Here is a 21651-nt window from a genome sequence, read left to right as displayed (position 1 = left end):
CACTCTGGATCATATTGGATAATCAACACCCTTGGCAATTTATATATTTAGGAGGATGAGGTAATGGAGAAAAAGAATAGAGTGCGCAGTAAGTTGGCTTTATCATTGTTGGCGGCGTCAGTCGCTTTTCCTCTGGCCGGAATTGGCGCAACACAGGTGAGTGCTGCGGAGCCTGTAGATAAGACGGAAGTGATGAAAGAGCTATTACAGAAGTTAACACCGGATGAACAGCAGAAGATAAAGGAAAAGGCAATGGTTGATATGCTGATGTCGCCGGATAAGCCGCTTGAGCAAGTGGCTGAGGATGCGGTGCGTGCAACCGTGGAGCCGCAGAAATACCAAGAGCTGAAAAAAGAAATCGATGCAGCGAACATTACGATAGACGATGCTATAAAGGCAAAGGATGAAGTTACCTCATCGCCTGTAACGTCTCCGACAAAACCTGAAACATCTTCGAATGGCCCGGAGACGCCACAAACCGAAACGCCGAAAAATCCGGAAACACCTGCAGCATCTCCGGTTCAGCAACCGGATCAACCTGCTCCACCTATGGACATGCCTGCTGATCCTGAGCCGGGCAAGAAGCCTGCACCAGTCTTCTCTGATATCACCAAGGCACCATGGGCTGAAGACGCGATTCAAACGCTTGCTGCTGAAGGGATTCTGGTCGGTGTGAGCACAGGGAAATTCGCTCCGATGCAAAATGTGACGCGCGCTCAGTATGCGCACCTGCTCATTCAAGCGCTTAAGCTGGATAAAAAAGAGCCCAATCCACCAAAAACTGCGTTTACAGACATTAAAGCAAACGACTGGTTCGCTCATGATGTCGCAGTTGCTGCCAAATTTGGCATTGTCAGCGGCGTAAGCAAAACGAAATTCAGCCCGAACGCGTCGATTACGCGCGAAGAGATGGCTGTCATGACAGCGCGTGCCCTGGAGGTGGCACAGCTATTGCCAGGCAGTAACGGTAAGCTGGAGACGCTGGACCAGTTTAAAGACCAAAAGCGTATCTCTTCCTGGGCACAGAAAGATGTTGCTATACTGACCGAGCAGAAAATTCTTAGCGGAATAAACGGTGGCATGTTCGGACCGAAAGAAAAGGCGAACCGGGCACAAGCTGCTGTGCTGATTCATAAGCTGTATAGTATGCAAGAAACGAAATAAAGAACGTATCGCCCCGCAGGCATCCCGGCTGCGGGGCTTATTTATTGGTGATATTTCATGGTTTACATATGGCATCGATATTATAAAACGCTTAGTAAAGGAAGGAAATTACTCATGAAAACTACATTTCGTCGCCGCCTTATTCCATCGCTTCTCGCTCTCTCAGTCGCTGTACCGTCCGCAACTGCATTGATGCCAACGCCGTCGTCGGCCGCGCCAGACATCGGCATAAACCAAGCACAGCTTGACATTGTGCTAAAATACGCAAGAGAAGCCATCGAACTCTTGAATTCCCTGTCACCGGAAGAAAAGAACAGGCTGCGTCAGATGCGGGATGAAGTCCGTACAAAACCACTGAATTGGTGGCGTGACCAGATTTTTAAGAACCCACAAGCAGTAGAAAAGATGAAGGCAAAAGGGGTGACGCCGGAGGAAGCGTCCGCCATGCTTCGCGATATGCTGGCACTCATGTATACGCCGGAAGATACAATCACTGCACTCCTTGCCTTTAAAAAGAATCATTATCATACATGGACGAAGATTTTCGGTACCGAATTTAAGCAAGAAGACTTGCTCGACCTTGCGAAGATGCTGGAACGGCAGATTCTTGCTGATCTTGTTCTGAGCCATATGCTGAACATCAACAAACCGCTTGATGATATGATAAGTGATGCCATCGCCCGTATGATGCAGCACGGCAAGTTCCAAAAACTTGGGATTAAGCTGGCTGAAGTTGGAATTACGACAACGGATGTACTGGAGATTAGAAAGCGTTTGATGCGTGAATTTGACCAAAACAATGAGGTTCGTGACATTTTTATTAGCGCATTTGCCCGCAAAAATACGGATATTATTGTTCAGCCAGGCAAGCTTGCGCCAGGTAAAGAAAAGCAGGTAACATTGAAGGTGGAGTTCCCGAGCCACTTCACGATCCGCTCGGGTGTAGAATGGATATCCTCCAATCCAGAAGTAGCCACCATTGATAAGCAAGGCAAGCTTCATGCCCATAAGCCTGGAACGACTACGATTTCCGTCAAGATCAAAGGTGTGTTTATTGGCAAGAAGGATGTAACGGTAGAGCCGGATAAAGGTAATAAACCAGATAAAGATGACAAACCAGATAAAGGAAATAAACCAGATAAAGAAGATTAAGAAGAATAAATAAATGAGCTCGTGTAAATCGGATGTGTGATGGATTCTCCCCTGTTGGCTTAGACAATAGGGGTTTTTTATTTTCATCCAGCGTTCCCTTTTCCATTTCCTTCATTTTATATTGATAGTAGAGTAGATTTTAACACAAGTGAGATCTATTTGCGCAATGCAACGAGAGTATTTTTTCTTGTATAATTAAGGGAAAGAAAATAGGGAGTAAGATGGGCATGTCATACAACAAGCACATTCCGAGATCACAGTCCAAGAGGGAACCGATGTGGGATGACTCTATCGCTAATCAGCCACCCTACCGCATTTATAATGTAGGAAGTCATCGTCCTGTTCCGTTGCTTACCTTTGTTGAAACGCTTGAACAAGCGCTTGAGCGAAAAGCGATAAAGGAATGGCTACCGATGCAGCTTGGCGATGTTAAGGACACGTATGCAGATATTGGACAACTCATGCGCGATACGGGATATTGTCTGGAGACTTCACTTAAGGAGAGGCTGGAAGCGTTTGTGGCATGGTATCGAACTATATATATCTGAGTTTGATAAATCGACAAACTTTTACGGTCCGCATGCAATGAATGTCTTGCATTCACTGTAAAATGCCAATTCTTAACTGTCCGCTATATTTATCCATACAGTAGGTATTTACATGGGGAGGAATGCATGATATGTTAAAACGAATTGCCATTCTTGGTGCAGGTGGACATGGTAGAGAAACCGCCCAATTAATTAAGGATATTAACAAGGTAAGCTTTGAATGGGAGCTTCTTGGCTATATTGATGATAATGAGGCTATTCATGGCCAGGTGCGCAATGGTTTTCCTGTACTGGGACCGACGGGGATATTGACGGAAGACCAGTTTAAGGATGTATATGTTATTTGTGGATTCAGTGATCCGGAAGGAAAGAAGAGGACGGTCGCCAGGGTACGGGAATTGCGTCCGAATATCAGATTTGCTACGCTCATTCATCCGACTGCCGTATATGGTGATGAGAACACCATTGGCGAAGGTACGATGATATGTGCCGGAAGTATTATCACGACGAATGTTACACTTGGCAGCCATGTTATTATTAATTATGGCTGTACGGTCGGGCATGATTGCACAATCGAAGCATATGCGGCTATTCTGCCGGGGACGAATCTGTCCGGTAATGTTACCATTCGCGAAGGTGTACAGACAGGTACAGGATCGGCTGTAATTCCCGGTGTAGAAGTGGGGGCCTACGCTGTTGTAGGAGCCGGTGCAGTCGTAACCCGGGCACTTCCCGCTCACTGTACGGCGGTGGGAGTTCCGGCGAAAGTGATAAAATAAGACAACGTATATCAACCTTCGAAAAGGCGAGTTGTCGAAGGATTTGCATTTTGCTCTACAAAATTCGAGGATACTTGTCAAGAAACTGCTTCTTTTTTTGTTTGTGCTTTTGCCCGATCTGAGATAAAATGGAGGCGGTGCAACCTAGTGACAGGCTTTACTGTCTTGATGTATGTACAAATGAAAGTTGGAAATGGATGAAGACAATAATGGATACACAAAAGCGGGTCACCATTCTAGGGGTGCCGTTTCTCCATGCTACAAAGAAGGAAACGGTCGATGTTCTTACCCGCCGCATTGAAGAAAATAAGCAAACACAGGTTGTGACTGCCAATCCTGAAATCGTGATGCTGGGTCGACAGAATGCTTCCTATATGGAATTGTTGAAGCGTTCGCAGGTTGTTACACCGGATGGCATCGGTGTTGTGCTCGCATCTCGTTGGATCGGGCAGCCGCTTCCAGAACGTGTAGCAGGCTATGAATTGCTTCACGCTCTAATGGTGCAAGCCGATACATACGGATGGAAATACGTTCTGCTCGGCGCTTCTCCAGAATCCTGTGCAGGTGCAGCGGACAGACTAAAAGAACAATATCCGCATGCACGTTACAGCGGGCACTTTGATGGGTACTTCTCTGAGGCAGAGGAAAAACAGATTCTGGAGCATATCCGACGGGAACGCCCGCATCTATTGTTTGTGGCACTCGGAGCGCCGCGCCAGGAAGAGTGGATTGCACGGCATCTGCCGGAGCTTCCCGTTAACTTGGCGATGGGGGTAGGTGGCAGCTTTGATGTCATTTCAGGTAAGGTTAAGCGGGCGCCGGTCTTTTGGCAGAAGCTGAATCTCGAATGGATGTACCGTTTGCTGTCACAGCCAAAGCGTTGGAGAAGACAATTGCTGCTGCCCAAGTTCGCACTATCTGTAATATGGAATCAGATTATACTACGCAGAAAATAAAGCAAGAAAACTGAACGAAACATAAGGAGAGGAAACATGAACTACGTATACGGGTTTATTCTTTCACTCGTCGTGACGCTCATTGCTACACCTCTTGTGAAAAAGTTCGCCATCTATGTTGGGGCCGTGGATAAGCCCAATCACCGGAAAGTTCACCAGAGATTAATGCCACGTATGGGCGGGCTTGCAATTTATATAGGCTTTTCACTTGCTTACTGGCTGTTGTTCCCGCCGTTTCTCGAAGGTATGGGAATCAGCTCGCGCGAAGCGCTAGGCATTTTCCTCGGCGGTACGATTATTGTACTGGTCGGAGCGCTGGATGACCGATTTGAATTGTCTCCGAAGCTAAAGCTGCTCGGTCAGATTTTAGCGGCGGCTGTTGTTGTATTTTATGGCTTGCGCATTGAATTCATAAATCTTCCGTTCCAGGGCATTCTAAGCTTTGGCTGGGATTGGATCGCTATTGCGATTACGGTTTTCTGGATTATCGGTATTACCAATGCTGTCAATCTTATCGACGGACTGGACGGTCTTGCCGCCGGTGTATCGGGTATTGCGACCGCAGCGATTATGATTGTGGCTCTATTCGTCATGCCTAACCCGGTAGTCGCCTTGTACTGTGCGATTCTATTAGGGGGCATTGTTGGGTTTCTGCGTTACAATTTTCACCCGGCCAAGATTTTCATGGGAGACACTGGTGCGCTATTCCTTGGGTTCAATTTGGCTGCGTTGTCGATTATGGGCTTTAAGAATGTGACGCTGTTTGCATTCATTATGCCAATTCTTATTCTTGGTGTACCGCTGTCAGATACGATTTTTGCCATGCTGCGCCGCTATCTGAATAAAAAGCCGATTTCGGTTGCGGATAAAGAGCACCTGCATCATTGTCTTCTGGCAATGGGCCTTTCTCATCGTAGCTCGGTGCTTGCCATTTATGGTCTTAGTGTATTGTTTGCAACTGCTGCGATTGTATTCTCGCAATCTTACCTGTGGGGTGCGTTCATTATTGTGGGCGTGCTGCTCGTAGTTCTGCAACTGATGGCTGAACTTATCGGCTGGGTTGGACAGAAGAAAAAGCCGTTGCTTGAGACAGTGCGACGCATTAAACAGATTACAATGGGCAAGGAATACAAATAGATAGATGATGAATGTTACCATCCCTCTGCAAAGCTTCTTGCAGGGGGATTTTATTTTGCGACACCGTTCGATTGTTAATTGATTGATCAAGTCAAATCAAAGTTGGCAGGTTTTTTTGCTGTGCATAGAGAAATATATAAGGAAATCAGACCGAAAGTGGTTCATGATATAATAAAGGAATAGGAGCGGAGCCTATGACACGCAATCCGTCCCTTCATAAGCATCAACCGCACGATAAAGGATACAAATATTTATTATCAAGTAAGAAGGTATTTGTTGATTTACTTCGCAGTTTTGTCAAACAGGGATGGATAGAACAAATTGACGATACGAATGTCATTAAAGTGGACAAATCTTATATTTTGCAGGACTTTGCTGATAAAGAAGCTGATTTGGTATATCGTGTGAAAATAAAAGAACAAGAAGTTATTTTCTACGTGCTGTTGGAAATGCAATCAAGCGTAGACTTCCAAATGCCGTTTCGCCTTCTTTTATATATGGTAGAGATTTGGCGTGATGTGTTAAAGAATACAGGAAAGAACGAAGCCGCTCGTAAAGACTTTCGCCTTCCAGTGATTGTTCCAATCGTATTATATAACGGAAAACAAGAGTGGACAGTGGCGCAGACATACAAAGAAACATTGAATATGCACGAACTATTTTCTGACCAGGTGCTTGATTTTTCCTATATTTTGTTGGATGTTAATCGTTACACAGAAAAAGAGCTATTACAAGTAACAAATGTAATTGGAACGGTGTTTTTGCTTGATCAGCACGTTGATGACAGAGAGCTACGTGCTCGACTGGGAAAGTTGGTATATACGCTTAAGCAGCTGTCGCCTGAAGAGTTTCAATTGTTTCGTTCCTGGCTGCTTCATATTTTTGTAGAGCGTGTACCGTATGAGTTGCAAGATCAGACAAGAAAAGCGATCGAACAGACGCGGGAAGGGGAGGTCGAGATGATGATGCACAATCTTGAACGTACGCTTGATGATATGATTGAAAAGGCAGAAGCAAGAGGAGAGGCTAAAGGCAAGGTAGAAGGAAAACTGGAAGTGGTGAAAAATCTGCTGCGACTTGGTATTACAGATATAGAAAAGCTAGCACAAGCGGCTAATTTACCGAAAGAGGAAATCGAAAAGCTACTTCATTAATCTTCCTCCCATAAGAATATATAGATGATATGGCTGAAAATGCAAGAAAGAGTGAAACAGAACCGATGAAAAAGCTATGGATTTGGCTGCCGGTCCTCATTATTGCCGGCGGTATTTTTATGTCTTCTTCTATTCCGTATGACAAACAAAATATTCAGCCCTTGCTGCGCCAGCATGTAGATAAGGACTTTTTTATCCGCTGGTTCTCCTGGGTTAATTTCATGTATGGCAAAAAGGAAATTAGCATTGCCAATCTCGGTGTTCCTGCCTTTCTCGAATTTTTCATTCGGAAGGGAGCGCATTTCATTAGCTACTTTGTGCTAGGCTTTCTGCTGAGCTGTGCATTGCGGGTGTTTAAACTGACAGGCTGGCGCAATGCGTTGCTGGCTCTGTTCCTTGCAGTACTGTATGCCTCCTCCGATGAACTGCACCAAGCTTTCACCGCGAGCCGCAACGGAATGGTGTTGGATGTATGGCTGGATGGAGCAGGAGCAGCCTGTGGCATTGGTGTTTGTTTATGGATAAGAAAGCGACAGCTACTTTCTTCTGAACGTATCATTTGAAAAACGCGCGAGGCGTCTGTCAAACGTTGCTTTTACCTTGTGGAGCGCGTGGCACGATGGGCGAAAAAGACCGACAACTGTCTCCTTCTCCTGGGATACCTATATAGAAATTGCTTAACATATTAACAAAAGTTCAGGTGGTTGGAAGTAGGAGATACGGCAAAAAAAGAGGTTGGATGCGCCCTGCGCTTCGGCAGAAGAAAGGCCAGCGTGTCTTTTTCCGATCGCTCCCACCCTTCCTTCTTTTCTTACCTCCTACCACAAAAGTTTGTCGATTTATCAAACCAGATGTATATAGTATGTCTTGCAAGTAAAGAAAAATATAGAAAAAATGATAGAATAATGCTATACTAGAATCGCCTGTTTCTGCTAATCTCGTGTGCATTGACAGGCCATCTTTCGTTATTACAATCTTTTTGGTTTACATATTTTAGTTAACGGAGCGTGATACATATGAAACGGTTCATTCCTTTGACTCTCGCCGGGATTTTATCTGTCACAGGACTTAGCCTTCCATCCGAAGCACAGGCCGCATCTCAGGCAAGCTTCCGCGATGTAGCCCAAAGCCACTGGGCCAATCAGGCAGTTACCAAGCTTGCGCTGCGTGATGTTATCGCTGGATACGAAGATGGCTCATTTCGTCCGACAGAAACGGTTACTCAGCTTCAGGCTGTTGTACTTGCCATCCGTAACATGGGCCTAGCCGAGCAGTCTTCCCTTTATAAAACAAGAACGATTCCTTACACGGTTCCAGAGTGGGCGAAAGGCGACATTGCGCTTGCTATTGAGAAAGGTCTATTAAAGCCGGATGAAAAGAATTTCTTGCCTGATTCTCCGGCTACGCGGGCGTGGATTGCACAGCTCATGGTCCGCATGATCGGTAAAGAATCCGAGGCTAATCTGCTTGCTTTGCAGGGTGGAGGCACGTTTACTGACGAAAAGGACATTCCGGACTGGGCTGCCAGCTATGTGAAGGCTGCCAGCAAATATGAGCTTCTCACTGGTTATAAGGAGAAGAACGGCTATTCCTTCAAGCCGAATCGTGCTGTGACACGGGCTGAGATTGCAGCCATGCTGAGCGGTTCCGAAAAGCATCTGAACATCGAGAATGATCGGATGCACACTGGTTACGTACAGGCAATGGCCGGGGACAAGATTAGCATGAAGCGGACAAGCGGTCAGCTTGCTACATACTCGGTAACGAAAGATACGATTTTCTATGGGAACGGCAAAGCAGCCGATATTGGACAGGTGAAGCCATCTGCCCGACTGTTCGTCATTGTTGAAAATGGAAACCTGCGCTATGTAGAAGTGCTTGATGGAGCAGAAACAAACCGGACAATCAGCGCTGAAGTTGAGAAAGCTTATCCAGAGGAAGGTATGCTTGTCGTTAAAACAGTGAGCGGAGAGCTGCTAACGTATCAGCTTGATAAACAGACACCGGTAACATCAAGTACAGGTACGGCAAGTAGCCTAAAGGGTCTGGCAAAGGGGGATGCGATTCTTCTTACGCTGTCGCCTGAAGGCAGTGCTGTCAGCATTACGCTCGTTCGCGAAGGCTCCGATAGCGAAGTACAGGGAACCGTACACGATCTTGATATGGCAGGCAAGCTAATGATGGTGAAGACGGCGAGCGGTGCGTTCAAAGCTGTTCAATTTAATACGAATACGGTACTTGAGTACAAGGGCAAACGATTCCCGACCCTGGAAGATTTGCGTACAGGCGATTCAGTACAGGTTCAGCAGAAAGACGGCGTCGCAACGAAAATCGTCGTACTGGAAATCAAGAATGATGCAGGTCTAAATGGCACGGTAAAATCAGTCAATACGGTTGAAAGATTTGTTACGGTACAGGATGAGAAAGGTGCCATGCAAGTGTACCGGGTAGCTGATAATGCTGCGATTACAATCCCAGGCTTGACGCAGCCGCAGCTTGCAGACATTAAGGTCGGAGACAGCATTGACATGAAGTTTAGCAATAATCTTTTGTCATCGCTGGCGGTCAAAAACCGTACTGCGACTCCTGAGACGTCCAAGGATAGCGCGTTGACAGGTACAGTATTCGCTGTAGTTGATGAGGGCAACAACAAAGTTCTCTCATTTAAAAACGGGAAAGGTGATCTTGTTGCTTACGAAGTCAGTTCGAACGCCAGCTTCATTGTAAATAGTGAATCGAAGACATTAAAAGATATCAAAAAAGATATCAAAAAAGATATGAACATCACGGTACAGCTTGATCAGAATAACAAGATTATTTATGTGAATGCGGATAACCGTGTAAAGGCTCAGGTTATTGCCGTTAATAAGGATAGCCGTCTCCTGACAGTTAAGCTGAATACGGGTGAGACTAAAGTATATATCGCAGATAAAAATGTTAATGTTGTTATTTATGATGAACGCAGCAGAGACATTGGTGATTTGCGAGCAAACGACAATGTTTACATGCGTCTGAACGATTCGAACAACAATATAGTAAACAAAATTGAGGTAGAGCGTTCCTACATTTATCGTGTGACTAATGTGAATGAAGGCTCCAACCGTTTCACAGGGGAGAATGACCGCGGTAATTCGCGTTACTTCTACCTTGACGGCTCCGTAACGATAAGCGTACCAGGTATTACGTATCCACGTATCACAGATGTGAAAACCGGAGACACCGTCAAAGTTACGTATATGGGCGATACACTTAAGTCTCTTGCTGTCGTACCGAACACGATCGGTCAGGTTGTGTCGGTTAATGCCGAAATAAGCAAAATACGCATCAAGGATTACAACGGTGTAACGACGGAGATTGCCGTTCCGGCTGGAAGCTCGATTAAAGTAAATGATCGTAACTATACATCATTAACCGCTTTACAGCCTGGGGATCGTGTGCAGATTTCCGAAGCATCCAACGGACTGAAGAATATTGTTGCGATGAAGAAAATCTCCACTACGTTCACTCAGCTCGATGGATCGTATCGCGACCGGGTATATACGGCTCAAGGTAGCTATTACATCCCGGACAGCCTGCTTGCCCGTCAGCCGAATCTGAATCAATTCCTGGATAGTCTAAAACGGGGAGACAAAATTAACGTGTATTTAATGGATAATCAGCTATTTGATATTGAAAAAGCAAACTAAAGTATAAGTATAGCTTCTTTAACAAAAAAGTCCCCTCCTTCCGCTGCACCAACAGGTACCGGGAGGAGGGGACTTGCTTATTTATTGTTTTTCCATAAGCTGCAAGGAACGAAGCGCGTAGACAAAATCGCTGTTACCATCTAGCAGGCGGGGAAGAATGACGATACGATCATAGCCTGTCTTGGCCGCTTTGTCGGGAACATCAATCGTATGCGGTAGCAGTCCGTCCTTCGGCCCGGATTTTGCCGGAATAGCGAAATTACCGACCTCTTGCTCGCCGTTCAGGAAGATGGCGTAATAGTCATCATTGTTACTTAAATGTACATACGCTTTCTTGGCATGCGCTACCCTGCCAAGCTTCACTTCTGCACCTGTCGGCGGTAGAACGATCAGTTTATCGGTATCAGCCTGGGATAGCTGTAGCATCTGCGGCGGCTGGTATGCGGCCAGCAGATGATCGTACACTCCGGTGTTCAGCTTCCAGATTTCCTTTATCCGTTCAGCACTGAACAAATCCCCTTTAATAATGAAGGATAATTTGTCATAATAGGCGGCAAGGTTCGGATCTTGAATCTGATTTTTGCCTGACTGAATCGTATCACGGTAGCCCTCTGGTATAATTCGCATGTAGTGCCCGATACGCCATTTCGGATATTTGCTAATCGGCAGACGCGACAGCAGCGGATCAGCCAGAGCGTAAGAATCGATCGTATGCAGCTTCGGACCGCCATAGAAGCCGAAGAAACCGATATGGCTTTCCAATGAAATGCCTTTTTCCTGCCATTGCTTTCCTTTCGTAACGAGCGGTGCATCAGGCAGCTTCACACCTTCATGCATACGGAGCAGTCCGGCGGATTTATAATAGAAGGCACGCTCGTCTGCAATGCCATGCTCATCGATTAATCCTTTACGGATTGTACCATACGAGGCATCGCTGAACAGAGAAGGATACGGAGCAAGCAGGCTAAGCGCGAGAATAACAGCCCCGGAACCGATCCATGCTCTTCGCGGCATCGTCAGCGGCATACTGGCAAATGCGATAACTGCGACAAGTAACGGTGCGGTTAAGAAGCGCCCGCTCATGAAGTCGCCCCCGACTTTAATAACGTACAGTATGTACAGGAGCGAACCAGCGGCAATCGGAATTCGCTTCCAGTTTTTTGTCAGGAGTGGCATCAGAGAGCCGAGCATGATAACAGGCAAGGTGACAGGATCATAGAACAAAGAATTTTTCAGATAGAAAAGTCCCTGTTTCGCATACGACACTGCGTCAATGCCTGTGTTCAATTTAGCGTATGCTGTATTCGGCACAGGAATGCCATAATAGAATAGCGAGAAGGCCTCCCATAGAATAAAAGGAAGGAAGCCAAGTACCGCTACGCCGATACGGGACAGCCAGCCTGCTTTCCATGTCTTAAAGTTGAAGAACATCCAGGCCAGCGTCGGAGCGAACAGCAGGATTGTATCCATCCGGTTTACCATTGCAAGCGCAGCGAGGAATGAAAGCCAGAACAAGCCGCGCAAATCCGGCTGGCGTGTAAGATACAGAACGAAGAATATCACTAGCAACAGGTGCGTCAGCGGATTTTCCAGGCCGGACGTCGAGTAGTCCATAAATGCCTTGGAGAAAGCAAGCACCAATACGCCAAGCGCCGCTGTTCGTACAGAAGAGGCGGCCCTAGTTGAGAATAATACGACGGCTGTCAGTGAGACGACGATCGAGAATACGATGCTTGAAAAATACATATTATGCGTGAAGAAGTATATCGCTGAAAGCAGGAACATCCATAGCGGATGCGTATAAGCCTGCACGCGTTCATCCGTATTCCAAGTTAATCCGTAGCCATTCACAAAGTTATCAATCGTACGGTATGTAATGTAGGCATCCTCCGTAATCCATGCGGTACGGTACAGCAGGACGGCGTAGAGGATAATGGCCAGCCATAGCAGCACGGATGCCGTCCGGCTCTTGTGGTTATACGTTTCCATTCGGCTTCTCATCATATATCTCCTTTTGTATCACTTGAAAAACTCGCGAGGTGTGCGCCAAACGTTGCTGTTTCCCTGTGGAGCGCGTGGAACAGTAGGCGAAAAAGACTGAGCGGCAGCGCCCGCGCGTTTTTCTTATGTCTATCCTATACATGCAAGAACTGCTGTCAGGGTGCCTGCAGCAGTTCTGTACACATACGCTTCCAGTTTAGCAAATTTTGAATGGACAAAAAAGAATTTGTTATGCTCATACATTTACAGACTCTGTTATAATAGTACAAGTTCAGACAGAAAGAGGAAATTGATATGAACTGGATTTACATTGCAATCGTTACAGTAGTAGGGATTCTGCTTCGGCTTGGCTTTGTCCTGACCGTGCCGAATCGTCCCATATATGATTTTCAGACGTATCAGGATATCGCAGTTAATATTTTCTATCATCGCGGCCATACGTACCTGGGGGAACCGATAGCATTTCAGGGAATGGGGTATCCGACGGTGCTCGGTTATTTCTACCGGCTTATGGGCAACCATGATGTACTAACAGGTAAGATGTTTAATGTCATTTGCTCATCGCTTACCCTTATTCTGTTCCTGCTCATTCTGCGCAGGCTGACAGATAGAAAATCAATTATTTATCCTGCATATACGGTGCTCGCCTTTCTGCCGAATTATATCGCCTATAACAATGTCATCGGCACAGAGGTGTTCGTTACGTTTCTCTTCTGTGCAATCATCTGGCTGCAGGTTTCGGCGCTGCCTACATATTTGAAGTATCCGCTTCTCGGAATCTTCATTGCAGGTGCTGCACTTACGAAGCCTTTCTTTATGGCGTATCCGGTGCTCATCGCTCTGGTCGTATGGATGCGTACGAAGGGTGTGAAGGATGCACTCGTCTGCCTGACGGTGACAGGACTCGTGATGGCGGCAGTTATGGCACCATGGACATACCGAAATTACGAGAAATTCGGACGATTTATTCCCGTATCCTACAACTCCGGGTATGTATTGGCCGTCAATAATAATGATAACAATACCAAAGGCGGCTGGATGCCGCTGGATAAAATCGCCGTATCCCAGGAGACAAGGAATCAGATGAATAAGATTCTCCAGAATGGTCAGCGCAGCGAAAAGCTTGCGCATGAGCTGGACCCGTTGCTTAAAGAGGAGGGGAAGAAGTGGATTTTGTCCCATCCAGGTAAGTTCCTTGAGCTGGGCTTTCTTCGGCTAAACGGGATGTTTTTTGACGGAGCCTGGGATATACGGGCATGGGCGATGAATGACTTTCAGGGCAAGAACCAGCCCTGGAGCCCGCAGGTGTATGAACGGAATATGAATGTGTTCATCTTCTTTAGCGGAATTGTCATAACGATCCTGAGTACGCTTGGCTTAAGCTATGTTTTACTTAATCTTAAGCCGCTCGTACAGAGCATGTTCCGGCGCTCGTATGCCGCCTCCGAACTTGTGCTCATTCCTACGCTGAATCTTTCGTTTTTCCTTGCCGTGCATTTCGTGTTCGAGGGGCAGGCGCGCTACAACTTTCCGCTTCTCTTCCTGCTTGTCATCGGCACCGTTGTATGTGTCGAATGGCTCCGGTGCGGGAATAGAAGAGAGATTACGCTGTCCGCGTAAATTATTCGTATAGAGGTGTAATCATGTCACGCTCACAATCTACTAATGTAGAAGGCAAGGTGTATAGTAGCTCCGCTATGCCGGTGCTATTGTTCCGGCAGCTAAGACCCAAGCAGTGGACCAAGAATCTGCTTGTGTTTGCTGCATTGATTTTTTCGTTTCCGAATGTAAACACAGAGATGCTGATCCGCTCTGTAGTCGCATTCTTTCTATTCTCCTTCGTATCGGGCTGTGTGTACATTCTGAATGACTTCGTGGATCGTGAGGCAGATCGCCAGCATCCGAAGAAGCGTTATCGCCCGATGGCTTCGGGGGCATTGAACCCATATGTGGCGCTTGTATTCGGCGCGATTCTGCTCGTATGCTCGCTGGCGCTTGCTACGTATTTGGAGCCGCGGTTCGGCTTAGTTCTGTTCGTCTATTTTGTCATGAATGTAGCGTATTCATTTCGGTTGAAGCATGTCGTCATCGTCGATGTGATGATTATCGCGCTCGGCTTTGTTTTCCGTGCGCTTGGCGGTGGTCTGGTCATCGAAGTTCCCGTGACACCGTGGTTCTTCATCTGTACATTGCTGCTCGCCCTGTTCCTTGCGATCAGCAAGCGGAGGCATGAATTGATTCTGCTGGAGAACAATATGGGCTCGCACCGCAAAGTACTGGATAAGTACTCCAAGGATTTGCTGAACCAGTTGAACAGCATTGTAACGACGGCAACGATTATGAGCTACGGGCTCTTTACATTTACGTCAGGACGTACACAGTATCTGATGGCAACTATACCGTTTGTCATCTATGGCATCTTCCGTTATTTATATCTGATTCATATAGAAGACAAAGGCGGAAGTCCGGAAGAGGTTCTGCTTAAGGACAAGCATATTCTGTTTACTGTTATTTTGTACGCTTTGTCGGTCATTATCATTCTTAAATATTTTTCGTAAAACCTATAAGGGAAGAAGGCTATACCTAATATGATAAAACCGGTAAAAACAAAACTGGCGGGCTGGGGCAACTACCCCGTAGAGGAAGGATTTCTGTTCCGTCCTGATAACGGACGGGATGTACTAGAGATTTTGCAATCCGGCCTACAGAACAACTATATTGCGTTCGGCATGGGGCGTAGCTATGGCGACACCCCGCTGAACAAACAGGGCGGTGTGCTGCTAACGACGCAGCTTAATCGTATATTGTCATTCGATGAGACGACCGGTGTTCTCGAATGCGAGGCAGGCGTTACGTTTGAAGATATTATTAACGTATTTTTGCCACGCGGCTATTTCCTTCCGGTCACACCGGGAACGAAGTATGTTACGCTCGGTGGTGCGATTGCCAATGATGTACATGGCAAGAATCATCACCTGGACGGCTGTGTCTCGTCCTTCATTCTGGACTTCAAGTTAATGCTAGCGTCAGGCGAAATCATTGACTGCTCGCGTGAACACAATGTGGACATTTTCTGGGCGACGATCGGAGGCATCGGCCTCACAGGTATCATTCTCAGCGCTCGCATCCAGCTGGAGAAAGTAGAGAGCGCCTACTATGATGTTCTTTATGAGAAGGCGCCCAACATCGAACGGGCGCTCGAATTGTTCGCAGAGTCGGATGACAAGTACAAGTTTTCTGTCGCCTGGATCGATTGTCTGGCACGGGGCAGCTCGCTGGGCAAATCAGTGCTAATGCGCGGTAATTATGCACCTGCTGCTTCACTTCGCTCCGGCATAGAGCCGCTAAAGCTCAAGAATGGGCCGAAGCTGGCGATTCCGTTCGATTTCCCATCCTTTGCGCTGAATAATCTAAGCATTAAATCATTCAATACGCTGTACTATGGTGTAAACAAAAACGTCCGCAAAACCGTATATTTCGATTCCTTCTTCTATCCGCTCGATTCCATCTATAAGTGGAATCGGATGTATGGTAAGAAAGGCTTCGTCCAGTACCAGGCTGTCTTTCCGCCGGAAGGAAAAGAAGGGCTTATTCAAATGCTGGAGCGTCTAAGCAGCTCGAACCGCTCTTCTTTCCTTGCGGTATTGAAGACGTCTGGTGAACAGAACCCGGGTTTGCTGTCGTTTCCGAAGAAGGGATATACGCTTGCGCTCGATATCCCGATTAAGGACGAGTCGCTGTTCACATTTCTGCATGAACTGGATGAACTCGTTATCCGTTATGGCGGTCGCGTCTATCTGGCGAAGGATTCCGAGCTTCTGCCTGAGCATTTTGCTGAGATGTACCCTCGCCTAAAAGAGTTCCGTGCGATCAAGGATCGCATCGATCCGAATCACATCTTCTCGTCCTCAATGGCGCGGAGATTAGGAATCGTGGAGGAATAAACCGATGAATATTGTTGTGTTAGGAGCTACTTCCGGCATCGCCCAGGCCATTGCGACGAAACTCGCCCAGGAAGGCCACCATTTAATTCTGGCAGGCCGACGCATGGACGAGCTGGAGTCGATGTCCAGCGATCTTCGCATCCGCAATCAGGTGGAGGTCTATCCGGCGCATTTCGATGCGCTGGCGATGGACACGCACGAAGCGTTTGTCTCTTCCTGCCTTGAACGTTTTCCGACGCTGGATGGTGTTGTGCTCACTTACGGATATATGGGCGATCAGAAAGAATCGGAGACAGATATGGATATTGTTAAACGAACGATTGATACGAACTACACATCGTGTGTCTCGATTTTACATCGGTTCGCAACCTATTTTGAGCAGCAGAAGGGCGGCTTCATCTGTGCGCTCTCCTCTGTCGCAGGGGATCGGGGTCGCCAGAGTAACTATACGTACGGCTCGTCCAAGGGCGCGTTGTCTCTGTATTTGCAGGGGCTGCGCAACCGGCTTAGCAGCGCGGGCGTGACTGTATTAACCGTGAAGCCAGGCTTCGTGGATACGAAGATGACGTATGGACAGGAAGGTATGTTTCTTGTTGCCAAGCCGGAGAAAGTAGCGAACGATATTTACAAAGCGATCCGTAGCCGGAAAAGCGTGCTCTATACGCCGTTTTTCTGGCGCTGGATTATGCTGATCATCCGGTTGATACCGGAGTCCATCTTCAAAAAGATGAAATTATAAGGGGTATGTACTTGTGATACAGTGGATTGCATTAACGTCCGGCATTGTATTGAATGCTGCGGCGAACATTTTACTGAAAATGGCGGCCAGGCACGCTCAGGAGATGGATAGCGGCGCTCACCTGTTAGTCAAGCTGTTTCTCAACCCGTACCTGTTTACGGGCATCCTCTCGTTCGGCCTTGCACTCGGTGCTTATAGCTACTCATTGACCCGGTTTCCGCTCAGCGTGGGCTATCCGCTTATGACGAGCCTTGGTCTTATTATCGTGTCGCTGTTCTCGTACTTCGTATTCGCCGAACAGTTTTCGGCGGGTAAGATAGCGGGGACTGTGCTTATTATACTTGGCGTTCTGCTGGTGGCTCGTTCTGCCTGAATAGTTGACGGTTGACAGTTGAGAATGGGCAGTTGGAAGTGACTGGTTTTCATAACTCAAGAATAAAAAGTAGTATAAAACATGTATTAGTGGTAGAATAAACAAAAAAGAGGCTCATTATTTCTAAAATGCAAGTCTTAAAATGATAGTGTTTGAGTAAACTAAAAAGACCGCCCGGTACTGCCAATACCGAAGCGGCCATGCATAATAGATGTCCCTGTAGGGATTATCGACTCAGAGAGACAGCCCCCTAGAGCCGGTCAGCTTGCAAGGGGGTTGTCACTTTGTTAGTGCAACTATTGCTACGACTGCCTGGATTAAGCCAACGATTAGTAAGCCAAACGTTAGCATAAGCAAAATCACTTTGTCAGTCTTCAACGATTATCACCCCCTTGCTGCCAGGCTTATCGCAAGACAACAATGGACGACTGATGAATCGATGCCCCTTACAAGCACGATCTATTACACAATGAGAAAATTATACCATATTTAAGCACTCTTGGATGAGATGCTTTTTATAAAATAAAGACAACGGAAGGGAAAGAAAACGAAGCATGCTGTATGCAATTGCGCCGTTTATCGGCTGGTTTGTGGCAGGAGTTATGAAATTTTGTGTCAATTATCTGCGGTTCGGCTCTGAAGCGCGGGACAGGATTGGCAACGGGGGCTTTCCCAGCAATCATACGACCATTATGACGACGACCGTCATGCTCATTGGCTTCCGCGAAGGCTTCGCCACTCCAATGTTCGGCTTAGGTGTTGCCGTTACATATATCGTCATTATCGACGCCATGGGTCTGCGCCGTCATGTCGGGCGCCATGCGACGCACCTCAACCGGATGAACGAGAAAGAGAAGACGCACAAGAAGCTGCGTGAAAGTATGGGGCACAATGGCATTGAAGTGCTCGGCGGACTTGTGCTTGGCTCCTTGCTTGGATATGTGCTCAGTCTACTGCCATGGTAGTTTTCTAATTGACAGTTGATAGATGGTAGCTAGCAGTTGACTTTCACTCTAAGGAGGAGAGGGTAGATGGAAGCGATACTAAAGCAAATTCTTGAAAAGTTAAATAGTATGGATGAGGATATCAAGGAGTTAAAAAACACTCAGAAAAAAGTAGCTGATGGACAAGAGGCATTAACAGCAGGGATGAACAAGCAATTTGAAGAAATAAAAAACGATTTGCGTATCTTGAAAGAACAGACAGTGCGTGCAAGTGAACTGCAATCGCCGGTTACAGATGTACAAAAACAAGTAGACGATTTAGCGATAGATGTCAAGCTAATCAAACGTGTGATTACGAATCAATAAGTAAACGAAGCGTGGTTTTCTTAAAGGCCCAATAAGTTCTACTAACACTATAAAACATGCTACAGACTGGATGTATAATCAAAATCCAGTCTGTAGCTTATTTACAGGGATTTAGTGGTGCTAGGGAAGTGGTAAGCCATGAGTTATATAGATGGAGGATAAAAGGGATATGGAGACGCTGAAGCGGCTGGGCGCCGCAAGCTGGATATATGTTGCGCTTGTCACGGTAATGGGCATCGCGCTCCGGTGCTGGTGGATCTTGAGCATTCCCGCCAAACCGGTCTCAGACTTCAAAGTGTATCATACGATTGCAACCAACATATTTAACCACCTGGGCTTTACGCTGCGTGGCCACCCGGTAGCCTATCAGGGAATGGGATATCCGACGGTGCTTGGATATTTATACAGGATGGCCGGGGCACCGGACCCGATGATAGGCAAATGGTTCAATGTGATACTCTCAGTCGCCACGATGGCGATTTTCCTGTTTATACTGTGTCGGCTGACTGGACGGAAGTTCGTCATATTGTCTGCTTATACGCTTATCGCACTTTTGCCAACCTATATCGCCTATACGAACGTACTTGGCTCAGAAGTGCTGTTGACGTTTTTATTCGCAACGCTTATCTGGCTTCAGATCGCCGGGTTTGATTGGCGGTTGCGGATCATTCTTATCGGTATCATCACCGGACTGGCTGCATTAACGAAGCCATTCTTTCTTGCGTATCCGATCATTGTCGCCGTGACATACTGGCTTATGTCAAAAAATTGGAAGCAGACAATAATCTCGTTCGCTGTAATAGCCGTATTGGCGGCAGCAGTCATCGCACCGTGGACGTATCGCAACTATCAAAAGTTTGGTGCGTTCATTCCTATTTCGTATAACGGAGGCTTCGTTCTTTACATTAACAACAACAATATGAACGCTGACGGCGGCTGGATGCCAGCGGAAAAGGTAGATACGTATAAGGAAGCTATGGCAGGCATCAATTGGGATTGGAAGCATGGCGAGTCGAAGGGCCGATACGATTATCGCCGTAGTGAAGCGGTGAAGGCAGAAGCGAAGCGCTGGATTATGGATAATCCACTTACATTCATCAAGCTCGGGATTTTGCGAACGAAGGAAACATTCTTCGCAGGAGCGTGGGACCTCAGACCGTGGGCAATGAACGAATTGGAAGAGCAGCAGAAGGCTGAATGGCAGGCTATGGGCATTCCATGGAACAATACGAAATTTGAGCGTAATATGGCGACATTTCTTGGCCTTAGCAGCTTCCTCATTTATGCCTTGAGTGTCGCGGGTTTTTTATACATTCTTGTATGTGTGAAGCCCATCCTTGCTGGCCTGTTTCGCAGGCAAGAGCTTGTGCCGGGCCTTGTTGTAGTCCCGGTCATTAATAGTGCTTTCTTCATTGCTGTTTACTTTGTATTCGAGGGACAGGCGAGGTATTGTTTCCCGATTTTGTTCGTATTTATGATCTGTCTTGCGGTGACGATAGACTCACTGCGGCGAAATCTTGTAATAGAAAAGGCGTGAAAACGAAGAGACGTTGGTATGATTGCCACCGTCTCTTTTTTTATCTACGATTTTAATTGGATAAATTTTTAATAAATATCCTGTATTTGAGATTCAAGGAATATCTTTCAGGGTAAAAGCAAGCTATATAAATTACACTTGATATTTTAACAGGGGAGTGTGGTTGAAAGTAGGAAATCGGGAAAAAAGAAGAGGTAGGATGCGCCACACGCGTCACTCTTTTCCATCCATGGATACCAAGGGTGTTGATTTATCAATCTAATATACATACAGACATATATAAGGAGGAATTGAAAGGTGAAGATGAAAAAAACTGTATTATCCCTGCTTGTTTGCTCGCTCGCATTCACACCGGCTGCGTTTGCCCAGGATAAAAAAGAGGATATGCAGCCGAAACCTGGTAAAGCAATCGCATCATATGAACAGTTGAATGAATGGCTCAAATCCAAAGGCGTTAATGACACCGTAGTGACCAGCCATATTCCGACTGTGGAAGAAATTAACGCAGCGCTAAAAGACATGAAAGCTTCACGTGATACTAAGAAGCTAAGCAAGGATCTTGGAAACGATTTTAAGGTTGAAGTAGAGGTGTTCAATACACCGACAGAGGTAAAAGTGCCGACATATATCCCATACAAGGACGTAGCAGGCAAGAAGCTGGAATCAGCTACCGCTACTGGTGTTGTACGCATCATGTATAAGGATGCGGTAATGTACACGCTGGCAGCGAATTCTGCCGAATTCTTATATGACGGTGAGCGCGTGATTGACTTCCGTGATGCGCCCCGCAGTACAGACCCGCGCACATTAAGTTCCACGAATGACCGGGAAGAACAATATCTCTATTACTATAGCCCGTTTGACAAAGATACGGTTGCTGAGGCAAGATTTCCGTGGCTGACGAAGGAGAAGGAATTGATTACAGGACATATCGAGCTTCGCTTTAACGGAACAGGCAATTATTATATTAATGATGTGTATTTTAAATAGAAGATTAAGTAAGGACCTGCAGCATTGTCTGCGGGTTTTTTCTTTGGCAGGTTTACTACAGGCAGGGGCGGTTAAGAGTTGACAATGGATAGTTGACAGTTGACAGTTGGAATTAGTCGTCAAACGATGAGCGGTATGTATCCATCTTGCTATATAGAAATCACTTGACGTAGTAACAAAA

At 46.5% G+C, this 21651-nt stretch carries 19 protein-coding genes; 18 read left to right on the top strand and 1 reads right to left on the bottom strand.

All coding sequences use genetic code 11. The annotated features are described in order from the left end of the window. Positions 1 to 63: 63 nt before the first annotated feature. From HMPREF0083_RS26755 to HMPREF0083_RS23395, 9 genes are all read left to right on the top strand, one after another. Positions 64 to 1164: an S-layer homology domain-containing protein gene (locus HMPREF0083_RS26755; protein ID WP_021624395.1), complete on the top strand. Its 1101-nt coding sequence runs from the start codon at positions 64 to 66 to the stop codon at positions 1162 to 1164. Between the two features lie 114 nt (positions 1165 to 1278). Then, complete coding sequence (locus tag HMPREF0083_RS23430; protein WP_040304692.1) at positions 1279 to 2316, top strand: Ig-like domain-containing protein; 1038 nt, start codon at positions 1279 to 1281, stop codon at positions 2314 to 2316. A 275-nt stretch (positions 2317 to 2591) separates the two neighbouring features. Continuing rightward, complete coding sequence (locus tag HMPREF0083_RS23425) at positions 2592 to 2864, top strand: Rossmann-fold NAD(P)-binding domain-containing protein (protein WP_040304690.1); 273 nt, start codon at positions 2592 to 2594, stop codon at positions 2862 to 2864. Positions 2865 to 2995: 131 nt separating this feature from the next. Then, a complete protein-coding gene (locus HMPREF0083_RS23420) occupies positions 2996 to 3643 on the top strand; it encodes an acetyltransferase (protein WP_040304688.1) in 648 nt (215 codons plus the stop codon). 209 nt (positions 3644 to 3852) lie between these two features. Continuing rightward, entirely contained in the window at positions 3853 to 4599 is a 747-nt protein-coding gene (locus HMPREF0083_RS23415; protein WP_245191374.1) for a WecB/TagA/CpsF family glycosyltransferase, read from the top strand. 36 nt (positions 4600 to 4635) lie between these two features. After that, entirely contained in the window at positions 4636 to 5736 is a 1101-nt protein-coding gene (locus HMPREF0083_RS23410) for a glycosyltransferase family 4 protein (protein ID WP_021624390.1), read from the top strand. A gap of 194 nt (positions 5737 to 5930) precedes the next feature. Beyond that, positions 5931 to 6890 (top strand): Rpn family recombination-promoting nuclease/putative transposase, encoded by a 960-nt coding sequence (locus tag HMPREF0083_RS23405; protein ID WP_021624389.1) that lies wholly within the window; start codon positions 5931 to 5933, stop codon positions 6888 to 6890. A gap of 65 nt (positions 6891 to 6955) precedes the next feature. Then, positions 6956 to 7453, top strand: coding sequence for a VanZ family protein (locus HMPREF0083_RS23400; RefSeq protein WP_040304751.1), 498 nt, complete (start codon positions 6956 to 6958; stop codon positions 7451 to 7453). A gap of 453 nt (positions 7454 to 7906) precedes the next feature. Continuing rightward, the gene (locus HMPREF0083_RS23395) at positions 7907 to 10576 is read left to right on the top strand and encodes an S-layer homology domain-containing protein (protein WP_021624386.1); all 2670 of its coding nucleotides are present in this window, start codon (positions 7907 to 7909) and stop codon (positions 10574 to 10576) included. An 81-nt stretch (positions 10577 to 10657) separates the two neighbouring features. On the opposite strand, the gene HMPREF0083_RS23390 is transcribed toward HMPREF0083_RS23395, so the two are convergent. Continuing rightward, positions 10658 to 12577, bottom strand: a complete 1920-nt coding sequence (locus tag HMPREF0083_RS23390; RefSeq protein ID WP_040304686.1) for a glycosyltransferase family protein — start codon at positions 12575 to 12577, stop codon at positions 10658 to 10660. A gap of 294 nt (positions 12578 to 12871) precedes the next feature. On the opposite strand from HMPREF0083_RS23390, the gene HMPREF0083_RS23385 reads away from it, so the two are divergent. The 9 genes from HMPREF0083_RS23385 (at position 12872) to HMPREF0083_RS23345 (ending at position 21470) form a co-directional block, all read left to right on the top strand. Then, positions 12872 to 14197 carry a glycosyltransferase family 39 protein gene (locus HMPREF0083_RS23385; protein WP_021624384.1) on the top strand — a complete coding sequence of 442 codons (1326 nt, stop codon included), beginning with the start codon at positions 12872 to 12874 and terminating at the stop codon, positions 14195 to 14197. 23 nt (positions 14198 to 14220) lie between these two features. Further along, positions 14221 to 15135 carry a decaprenyl-phosphate phosphoribosyltransferase gene (locus tag HMPREF0083_RS23380; protein WP_051354783.1) on the top strand — a complete coding sequence of 305 codons (915 nt, stop codon included), beginning with the start codon at positions 14221 to 14223 and terminating at the stop codon, positions 15133 to 15135. A 30-nt stretch (positions 15136 to 15165) separates the two neighbouring features. Then, a complete protein-coding gene (locus HMPREF0083_RS23375) occupies positions 15166 to 16521 on the top strand; it encodes an FAD-binding oxidoreductase (protein WP_021624382.1) in 1356 nt (451 codons plus the stop codon). A gap of 4 nt (positions 16522 to 16525) precedes the next feature. After that, positions 16526 to 17260, top strand: a complete 735-nt coding sequence (locus tag HMPREF0083_RS23370) for an SDR family oxidoreductase (RefSeq protein WP_021624381.1) — start codon at positions 16526 to 16528, stop codon at positions 17258 to 17260. Positions 17261 to 17273: 13 nt separating this feature from the next. After that, the gene (locus HMPREF0083_RS23365; protein WP_021624380.1) at positions 17274 to 17633 is read left to right on the top strand and encodes a DMT family transporter; all 360 of its coding nucleotides are present in this window, start codon (positions 17274 to 17276) and stop codon (positions 17631 to 17633) included. A 554-nt stretch (positions 17634 to 18187) separates the two neighbouring features. Then, positions 18188 to 18598 (top strand): divergent PAP2 family protein, encoded by a 411-nt coding sequence (locus HMPREF0083_RS23360; RefSeq protein ID WP_021624379.1) that lies wholly within the window; start codon positions 18188 to 18190, stop codon positions 18596 to 18598. 66 nt (positions 18599 to 18664) lie between these two features. Then, positions 18665 to 18943 carry a hypothetical protein gene (locus HMPREF0083_RS23355; RefSeq protein ID WP_021624378.1) on the top strand — a complete coding sequence of 93 codons (279 nt, stop codon included), beginning with the start codon at positions 18665 to 18667 and terminating at the stop codon, positions 18941 to 18943. 169 nt (positions 18944 to 19112) lie between these two features. After that, entirely contained in the window at positions 19113 to 20480 is a 1368-nt protein-coding gene (locus tag HMPREF0083_RS23350) for a hypothetical protein (protein ID WP_051354782.1), read from the top strand. 297 nt (positions 20481 to 20777) lie between these two features. Next, positions 20778 to 21470, top strand: a complete 693-nt coding sequence (locus HMPREF0083_RS23345) for a hypothetical protein (protein ID WP_040304683.1) — start codon at positions 20778 to 20780, stop codon at positions 21468 to 21470. Positions 21471 to 21651 lie beyond the last annotated feature (181 nt).

Origin of the sequence: Aneurinibacillus aneurinilyticus ATCC 12856, assembly GCF_000466385.1 — a bacterium.
Lineage (GTDB): Bacteria > Bacillota > Bacilli > Aneurinibacillales > Aneurinibacillaceae > Aneurinibacillus > Aneurinibacillus aneurinilyticus.
This window is presented reverse-complemented; position numbering and strand designations above follow the sequence as displayed.